Origin of the sequence: Microbacterium sp. B19, assembly GCF_000333395.1 — a bacterium.
Lineage (GTDB): Bacteria > Actinomycetota > Actinomycetes > Actinomycetales > Microbacteriaceae > Microbacterium.
This window is the reverse complement of the sequence record NZ_BADA01000331.1, coordinates 1-5,783: the sequence shown is the minus strand read 5'-3', so window position 1 is coordinate 5,783 and position 5,783 is coordinate 1. Positions and strand designations below refer to the sequence as shown.

6 protein-coding genes and 1 pseudogene are annotated in these 5,783 nt (G+C 71.5%); 5 read left to right on the top strand and 2 right to left on the bottom strand.

What is annotated here, in order from left to right; translation table 11 throughout:
• Positions 1-878: nicotinate phosphoribosyltransferase (gene pncB, locus I5G_RS11950; RefSeq protein ID WP_022879264.1), on the bottom strand; the 878-nt coding region annotated here is incomplete at its 3' end.
• Positions 879-1,084: 206 nt separating this feature from the next.
• Here pncB and murI point away from each other — a divergent pair.
• The 5 genes and pseudogenes from murI to I5G_RS22165 all read left to right on the top strand — a co-directional run bounded on the left by murI (position 1,085) and on the right by I5G_RS22165 (position 4,574).
• Complete coding sequence (murI, locus tag I5G_RS11945) at positions 1,085-1,903, top strand: glutamate racemase (protein ID WP_022879263.1); 819 nt, start codon at positions 1,085-1,087, stop codon at positions 1,901-1,903.
• A 35-nt stretch (positions 1,904-1,938) separates the two neighbouring features.
• Positions 1,939-2,664: a ribonuclease PH gene (gene rph / locus I5G_RS11940; RefSeq protein WP_022879262.1), complete on the top strand. Its 726-nt coding sequence runs from the start codon at positions 1,939-1,941 to the stop codon at positions 2,662-2,664.
• A 1-nt stretch (position 2,665) separates the two neighbouring features.
• On the top strand, positions 2,666-3,262 hold the full coding sequence (rdgB, locus tag I5G_RS11935) for an RdgB/HAM1 family non-canonical purine NTP pyrophosphatase (protein ID WP_022879261.1): 597 nt from the start codon (positions 2,666-2,668) through the stop codon (positions 3,260-3,262).
• Positions 3,263-3,315: 53 nt separating this feature from the next.
• Positions 3,316-3,567: a hypothetical protein gene (locus tag I5G_RS11930; protein WP_022879260.1), complete on the top strand. Its 252-nt coding sequence runs from the start codon at positions 3,316-3,318 to the stop codon at positions 3,565-3,567.
• Positions 3,568-3,655: 88 nt separating this feature from the next.
• Positions 3,656-4,574, top strand: a pseudogene (locus I5G_RS22165) (cation diffusion facilitator family transporter).
• A 3-nt stretch (positions 4,575-4,577) separates the two neighbouring features.
• Here the strand turns inward: I5G_RS22165 and ligD are convergent.
• Positions 4,578-5,690 (bottom strand): non-homologous end-joining DNA ligase, encoded by a 1,113-nt coding sequence (ligD, locus tag I5G_RS22160; protein ID WP_051038772.1) that lies wholly within the window; start codon positions 5,688-5,690, stop codon positions 4,578-4,580.
• Between the last annotated feature and the right edge of the window lie 93 nt (positions 5,691-5,783).

Below are 5,783 nucleotides of genomic sequence, written 5' to 3'. Positions count from 1 at the left end.
GCGAGGGCGGCGATCGCGTACTCGTCGAGGTCGCTCGTGACGGTGATCCGCGTGCCGGTGGCGCCGAGTTCGTCGAGGAGCGCGCGCACCTCGCCGGCCACGATCGGGAGGTCGCCCGAGTCGATGCGCACGCCGCCGAGCTCGGTGCCCGCGACGCGTACCGCGGTGCGCACGCCCTCGGGGATGTCGTACGTGTCGATCAGCAGCGTCGTGTCGGTGCCGACGGCGGCGATCTGCGAGCGGAACGCGTCCTCCTCGCTGTCGTGCAGCAGGGTCCAGGCGTGTGCGGCGGTGCCCATGGTCGGCACACCCCAGCGGCGGCCGGCCTCGAGGTTGCTCGTCGCGGAGAACCCGGCGATGTAGGCGGCGCGAGCCGCCGCGACGGCCGATTCCTCACCGGCGCGGCGCGAGCCCATCTCGGCGAGCGGCCGGTCGCCCGCGGCGACGCTCATCCGCGCGGCCGCGGTTGCGACCGCGGAGTCGAAGTTCAGCACGCTCAGGGCGAGCGTCTCGAGGATGACGGCCTCGGCGAACGTCCCCTCGATGGTCAGCAGCGGAGAACCGGGGAAGTAGATCTCGCCCTCGCGGTAGCCCGTGATCGAACCCGTGAAGCGGTACCCCTCGAGGAAGTCGAGGGTCGTGGCATCCACGATCCGGTTGTCGCGGAGATAGCGCAGTTCGTCGTCGCCGAAGCGGAAGTCGCGGATCGCGTCGAGCAGGCGTCCCGTGCCCGCGACGACACCGAACCGCCGCCCGCCGGACAGGCGTCGACCGAAGACCTCGAAGACGCAGCGCCGCTGCGCCGTGCCGTCGCGGAGGCCCGCGTCGAGCATCGTGAGTTCGTAGCGATCGGTGTGCAGGGCCGTACTGCGGGTCATCCCGTCAGCCTATTCCGGTCGCGCGGCCTTCCCTGGGCCCGGCATCCCGCTTGACACGGACGGCCGCCGTGCCGGACTCCGGACTTTTCGCTCGAGACGGATGCCAATGCCGAGGCTGATCCGCGGACCGCCGAGATTCTCCGGAGCCCGGCACGCGGAGCCGTCCCTCGCGGCAGCTCCACGGCCGCCGGGTAGGCTGGATGCCTATGAACGACGCGCCGATCGGCATCTTCGACTCGGGAGTCGGTGGTCTCACCGTCGCCCGCGCGGTCTCGGCGCAGCTGCCGCGGGAGTCGATCCTCTACATCGGCGACACCGCCCGCTCGCCCTACGGGCCGAAGCCGATCGCCGATGTGCGGCGGTACGCGCTCGAGGTGCTCGACACGCTGGTCGAGCAGGGCGTGAAGATGCTCGTGATCGCGTGCAACACGGCATCCGCCGCCATGCTCCGCGACGCGCGCGAGCGTTACGACGTCCCGGTCGTCGAGGTCATCGGACCCGCCGTCCGCACCGCGATGTCGACGACCCGCAACGGCCGCATCGGCGTGATCGGCACCGTCGGCACGATCGGTTCGCGCGCTTACCAGGACATGCTCGAGGTCAACGAGCGCCTCACGGTCTTCGCCGAGGCGGCGCCGCGGTTCGTGGAGTTCGTCGAGGCGGGGGTCACCGATTCGCCCGAGGTGCTCGCGGTCGCGGAGGAGTACCTCGCGCCGCTCCGCCGTGCCGGTGTCGACACGCTGGTCCTCGGCTGCACCCACTATCCGTTCCTCGAGGGCGCCATCAGCTACGTGATGGGGCCCGAGGTGAGCCTCGTCTCCAGCGACAGCGAGACCGCGAAAGACGTGTACCGGCAGCTCGTGTCCGGCGACCTGCTCGCGGGACCGGATGCCATCACCACCCACCGCTACGAAGCCACGGGTGCGTCCGCCGACGAATTCGTGCGCCTCGCGCATCGCCTGATGGGTCGCGAGATCCGTGACGTGCAGCTGGTGCAGACCGGCGCCATCGACCTGCCGCGCTGAGGCGTGGCATCCATCCCTTTCCCTGGAGGACTCCCATGACCCGCAAAGACGGCCGCACCGACGACCAGCTGCGTCCCGTGACGATCGAGCGAGGCTGGTCCGCGCACGCCGAGGGCTCGGCGCTCATCACGTTCGGCGGCACGAAGGTGCTGTGCACCGCGTCGTTCACGAACGGCGTGCCGCGCTGGCTCACCGGCAAGGGCAAGGGCTGGGTCACCGCGGAGTACGCGATGCTGCCGCGCGCGACGAACAGCCGCAACGACCGCGAGAGCATCAAGGGCAAGGTCGGCGGTCGTACGCACGAGATCTCGCGGCTGATCGGCCGCGCGCTGCGCGCCGTCGTCGACACCAAGGCGCTGGGCGAGAACACCATCGTCATCGACTGCGACGTGCTGCAGGCCGACGGCGGGACGCGCACCGCGGCGATCACGGGCGCGTACGTCGCCCTCGCGGATGCCATTGCCTGGGGCCGCGAGAAGAAGTTCATCGCGCAGCGCTCCGAGGTTCTCGTCGACTCGGTGTCGGCCGTGTCGGTCGGCATCATCGACGGCACCCCGATGCTGGACCTCGCGTACGTCGAGGACGTGCGCGCCGAGACCGACATGAACGTCGTCGTCACCGGTCGCGGCCTGTTCGTCGAGGTGCAGGGCACCGCCGAGGGCGCGCCGTTCGACAAGCGCGAGCTCGACCAGCTGCTCGAGCTGGGCGTCAACGGGTGCGCGCAGCTGCGCGACCTGCAGACCGCGGCCCTGAACGCCTGACATGGCCCGCGTCGTTCTGGCCACGCACAACCCGCACAAGGTCGAGGAGTTCCAGGCGATCGTCGCGGCGACCCGCCCCGACCTCGAGGTCGTCGGGTACGACGGCCCCGAGCCGGTCGAGGACGGCGTGACGTTCGCCGCCAACGCGCTCATCAAGGCGCGCGCCGCCGCCGCGCACACGGGCCTGCCGGCGCTGGCCGACGACTCGGGTGTCGCGGTGGACGTGCTGGGCGGATCGCCCGGCGTGTTCTCGGCCTACTGGGCCGGGCACAAGAAGGATGCGACGGCCAATCTCGAGCTGCTCCTCGACCAGCTCTCCGACGTCGCCGACCCGCACCGCACGGCGCAGTTCGTGTCGGTCATCGCGCTCGTGCGCCCGGACGGCACCGAGGACACGGTCGAGGGCCGCTGGCCCGGCCGCCTCGCGACGGCGCCGGCCGGCCCGGGCGGCTTCGGCTACGACCCGATCTTCATCCCGGACGGCCAGGATGCCGCTTCCGAGCGCACGGTCGGGGAGTGGACCGCGGAGGAGAAGAACGCGCACTCGCACCGGGCCCGCGCGTTCCGCAGCCTCGTGCCTCTGCTGCAGACCCTCTGACGCCCGCCGCGCGAGTGTCGCGCAACACCGCGCTCCGCCCCTAGAGTGCGAGCGTGCCCCTCGTCTTCGTCTGCGTCTGGGGGATCGGAGCGGTCGCCCTCGGTGCGGTGTTCACGGTTCGTCCGCGCGGTCTGGCCGATCGATATATCGCGAGCATCGCGCGCACGGATCTATCACGAAAGCTGCAGCAGCGGCTCGCTCCGAGGTGGGCCGTCGTCCTCTGGTATCGCGCCGGAGGGATCATCCTCATGCTCCTCGGCATCCTGATTCCGGTGCTCGCGCTCACCGGCGTCATCCCCACCTGACGCCCGCCGCCCGAGAGCGAGAACCGCTCTCATTCCCGACTAGCCCTAAACGCCTCGGGGTGTCGGTGCCCGGCTCTAGCCTGGATCCATGCACGATCACGCACCCGCCGGTGGCATCCGCGATGCCGGGAACCGACGCCTGCTCGCGATCGCGCTGAGCCTCACGGCGACCGTGATGGTGGTGCAGGTCGTGGGCGCGATCCTCACCGGGTCGCTCGCGCTGCTCGCCGATGCGGCGCACATGTTCACCGACGCCGCCGCCCTCGTCGTCGCGCTCATCGCGACGGCGATCGCAGCGCGTCCGGCCGATGACCGCCGCACCTTCGGGTATCAGCGCGCCGAGGTTCTCGGGGCGCTCGTGAACGGCATCGTGCTCATCGTGCTGAGCCTGTGGGTCGCGTTCGAGGCCGTGCAGCGGCTGCTCACGCCGGCCGAGGCCGAGGTGCAGGGCGGCCTGATGCTCGTGGTGGCCATCGTCGGCCTCGTCGCGAACGCCGTGTCGATGTGGCTGCTGGGCCGCGCGCAGAAGCGCAGCATCAACGTGCGCGGCGCGTACCTCGAGGTTCTGGGCGACCTCATCGGCTCCGCCGCGGTCATCATCGCGGCGATCGTGATCGTCACGACCGGATTCGTGCAGGCGGATGCCATCGCCTCGCTGTTCATCGCGGGTCATGATCGTGCCGCGGGCCATCGGTCTGCTGCGCGAGGTCATGGCGGTGCTCACCGAGTCGGCGCCGACCGGCGTGCACGTGTCGGAGATCCGCGAGCACCTGCGCGGGGCCGACGGTGTCGTCGACGTGCACGACGTCCACGTGTGGCAGCTCACGCGCGGAGCGCCGGTGTTCAGCGCCCACGTCGTCGTGGAGGAGGCGGCCCTGACGGACGGCCGAGCCGCGCGGATCCTGGCATCCCTCCAGACGTGCCTCGCCGACCACTTCGACGTCGAGCACTCGACGTTCCAGCTCGAACCCGCCGGACACGTCGAGCACGACGCGCAGCACGCCTGACGCTCAGTCCTCGCGCGCGACCTCGGCCGGATCCTTGTCGGGCCGCAGCCCTCGCCAGCGCGCCTGGCGGAGGATGCCACCGGGGGTGAACTCGGCGAACTCCACCTCGCCCACGAGGTCGGGGCGCACCCACAGCGCGTCGCGGGCGTCGGCCGCGGGGACGCCGACGAAGGGATCGGCTTCCGTCCGAAGGGGCTCCAGCAGCGCGGACAGGCGCGCGAGCGCCTGCTCGCCGAAGCCCGAACCGACGCGGCCGGCGTACTGCAGGCCATCGGCCGTGGGCACCCCGACCAGCAGCGACCCGATCGTGCCCGAGCGGTTGCCCTTGCCGGGACGGATGCCGCCGATGACGACCTCCTGCGTGTGCGAGTGCTTGACCTTCAACCAGCGGTCCGAGCGCTGCCCGCGCCGGTAGGGCGCCGCGGGGTCCTTCACGACGATGCCCTCGAGGCCGAACCGTCCGCTCGCCGCGAGCGCCGCCTCGACGTCGTCGAACACCGGCGGCACCACCACGACCGCCACCGCGTCCGCCGCGAGGCGCTCGAGGATCTCGCGGCGTTCCTCGAGCGGAAGTCCCGTGACGTCGCGGCCGTCCGCCTCGAGGAGGTCGAACAGGTACAGATGCACGGGGGTGCGGGCGGCCTCGTGCGCGATGTCGCGCGCCTGTGCGAGGTTCATCCGTTTCTGCAGCAGCGGGAAGCTCGGCCGCCCCTGCGCGTCGAGGGCGACGATCTCCCCGTCGATCACCGCGGGAGCCGCGCCCAGACCGAGATCGACGGACGTGAGCTCGGGGTAGGTCGCCGTGAGGTCGTTGCCGTTGCGTGACCGCAGCCGAAGGCGCTCCCCGTCCCACATCCCGATCCCGCGGATGCCGTCCCACTTCATCTCCACCCACTCCCGGCCCCAGCGCTCGGCGGAGGCGCGCGCCAGGCCCGGCGTGGACGAAGTGGCGAGCATCGGACGGAGGTCGGCGGTGGCCGCCGGCGCCGAATCCGCGCGGGGGACCACGACCGCCCCCTCGCCCTGCGGCCGGCCGTCGGCATCCGTCTTCATCCGGTGCAGCAGCCACTGCGACTTCTCACCGGAGCCCTCGGTGCGGATGAGCGCGAGCCGCACGCGCCCGAGCGGCCCGTCGGGGCGACCGGTGAGGGTCGCGATGACCTCGTCATCGCGCCACTTCTCGAGCTAGTAGGTGCCCGTGTCCCAGAC

What these genes read in the sequence shown, in the direction of transcription:
- murI (WP_022879263.1), top strand. Translation starts at nt 1,085, where the DNA reads ATGAACGACGCGCCGATCGGCATCTTCGACTCGGGAGTCGGTGGTCTC.
- rph (WP_022879262.1), top strand. Translation starts at nt 1,939, where the DNA reads ATGACCCGCAAAGACGGCCGCACCGACGACCAGCTGCGTCCCGTGACG.
- rdgB (WP_022879261.1), top strand. Translation starts at nt 2,666, where the DNA reads ATGGCCCGCGTCGTTCTGGCCACGCACAACCCGCACAAGGTCGAGGAG.